Source organism: Okeania sp. SIO2B9, from assembly GCF_010672505.1.
GTDB lineage: Bacteria > Cyanobacteriota > Cyanobacteriia > Cyanobacteriales > Microcoleaceae > Okeania > Okeania hirsuta.
The window spans coordinates 1-2,398 of sequence record NZ_JAAHGK010001175.1 but is presented as its reverse complement, the minus strand read 5'-3'; the positions used below and the strand labels follow the sequence as shown (position 1 = coordinate 2,398).

The 2,398-nt window shown below is 36.3% G+C and carries 2 protein-coding genes; one reads left to right on the top strand and one right to left on the bottom strand.

The genetic code is table 11. The features are described 5' to 3' along the window. On the top strand, window positions 1-517 hold a 517-nt coding region (locus F6K13_RS28605), incomplete at its 5' end, for a pentapeptide repeat-containing protein (RefSeq protein ID WP_287289230.1). A 543-nt stretch (window positions 518-1,060) separates the two neighbouring features. On the opposite strand, the gene F6K13_RS28600 is transcribed toward F6K13_RS28605, so the two are convergent. Then, window positions 1,061-2,209, bottom strand: a complete 1,149-nt coding sequence (locus F6K13_RS28600; protein ID WP_124146983.1) for a histidinol-phosphate transaminase — start codon at window positions 2,207-2,209, stop codon at window positions 1,061-1,063. Window positions 2,210-2,398: the final 189 nt, after the last annotated feature.

Below are 2,398 nucleotides of genomic sequence, written 5' to 3'. Positions count from 1 at the left end.
TGTAGATTTGCGTAAAGCTAACCTAGAGAGAGCTAATTTACACAGAATATGTTTACGGAATGCTTGCTTAGAAAAAGCTTCTCTCGAAAAAGCAGACCTACGAGGAGCTAACCTCAGAGGAGCAGACTTAACTGATGTTAGAATGAATCGTGCTTCATTGATAGATGCAGATCTAAGTGAGGCTCAAGTTAAAGGGTCGGCAGAATTTCGTGAAGCAGACTTTTACAGAGCAGACTTAACTAAAGCAAATTTAAGTGGGGCTGACTTTCGTGAGGCAGATTTTCGGGAAGCTTCTTTGCGAGAGGCTTGTTTAGAGGGCGCTTCGTTACGAGAGACAGACCTGCGTTTGGCTTCATTAAGTGGAGCAAATCTCAAAAAAGCATCTTTGCGGAAGGCCAATTTATATAAGGCATCTCTAAGTCAAGCTGACTTAACTGAAGCTGATTTAAAGAATGTAGACCTAACTCATACAAATTTGCATGGCACAATAATGCCTGATACTACGGTACATGAGTGAGAAATTTATCCATAACTAACCGATTAACTCTTCATACTCATTCTGCCGACTATAGTTACAATTTTGAAACATAATGACCGAAAAATTCTGGTCAATAACCTCCCCTTTTGAGAGGATAAAAAGCAGTCGTTTTGCTGGCGCACAACTCCGTTAACGCTGCGCGACATGTTTGCGTTTGCGCAGCATCCCGTAGGGAAGCATTCCGTAGGAAAAAGCGGAGCTTCCCGAAGGGTGGGATGGCGCAGGTTTCCTGCCCCATATCCAATGGACTAAGAGAAAAGAGAATATTCCATATTTCAAGCATCAGGCTTTCCTACGGAATGCTGCGCAAACAGCTAGAGGTACTGTTAACGCAGTTCCCGCCTTAGGAGGCTAACTGATAACTGAAATGACTTGATGTTAAGACAATTGCCTAAGATGCTAATTTTTTGAACCATTAGGACCATTAAGCTTGGACTTTTTTTAACTAAAAAATGCGCTCAACCTTTATATGTCAATGCTTTTAGATTTAATCAGCAAGCCCTAATTATTAATTATTAATTATTAATTATTAATTGTTGAAAAAATACCTTTAATTCTCTCAATTGTACGCTGATTTTCTTCAGGAGTTCCTACCGTAATTCTTAAACCACCACCTGTATGACGAATTAAAGTCCCATGATTTTTAAGTTGCTGCATCAAATTATTTAAACCTTCTTCTTGAGACAGATTTTCTCCTAATAAACTTAACCCTTGATCTGTAAGTCTGGCATAAAAGAAATTAGCCGTACTTTCCCAAACTTGTAGAGCTGAAATTTCGCCAAAACTATCAAATAACTTAGTTCTTTCTGTCAAAATTTCCGGTATAAAAGATAGTACATCTTGTCTATGGGTAAGCACTAATTTAGCCGCAGATTGAGAAAAACTTGGTAAGTTATAAGGAAGGCGAACTTTTTCCAAATTAATAATAACTTCTGGATGAGCGATCGCGTATCCTACACGGAGGGAAGCTAATCTAAAAGCTTTAGAAAATGTTCTTAAAATCACCCAATTGGGATGTTGTTTTAATTGTTCAGCTACAGTAGTCTGACTAAACTCAAAATAGGCTTCATCAATTACTACCATAATTTCTTCAGGTAAACTAAACAACCATTCTAATTCTGTAGTAGTTAAAGCATTAGCTGTAGGAGAGTTTGGATTAACAACAAATACTACTTTTATAGTGGAATTTTTTCTTTGATTAATAGCATCTTGAGCTGCAGAAATATCTATTTCAAAATTTTCCTCATTTCTACCAACATTGACTATGGGAATACCAAGAGTTTTGGCAAGAATAGAATACATAGAAAAAGTAGGAGTAGCAGTTAAAATCGAACCTTCTCCCCCTAAACAAGTAGCAATTAAAATAGAACGAATTAACTCATCTGAGCCATTACCAACGGAAATATTATCGGCAGAAATATTAGCTGATGGAGTTGCTTCATTTACATATTGAGCTATGGCTTCTTTAAGTTGGAAATGACTGCCATCTGGATAACGGTTTGTTTCAATTAATTCTTGATAATTTGCAGCTAACTTTTGTTTTAAATTATCTGGTAAATCATAAGGACATTCATTAGTATCTAGTCTATCTAAAGGAATTTCTGAACTTCCACCAGGATGAGGTGTATAAGCTTTAAGATTACTAAGGTCTGAACGAATAAAAGGTAACATAAATTTTTTGGAGTTATTTTTGCATCCTAATTATGAGGATGTTATTCATTATAGTTAATTCTTGAATTATTCCTTCATCAATTATCTTTTTATTTTGGGTTTAATACCTAACTGTCACCCGTGGTGTTTAGAATTGGTCGGGGTTTGAGTCCCCATCCATTTTTTCTTCCTTCCTTCTTCAAAATATTT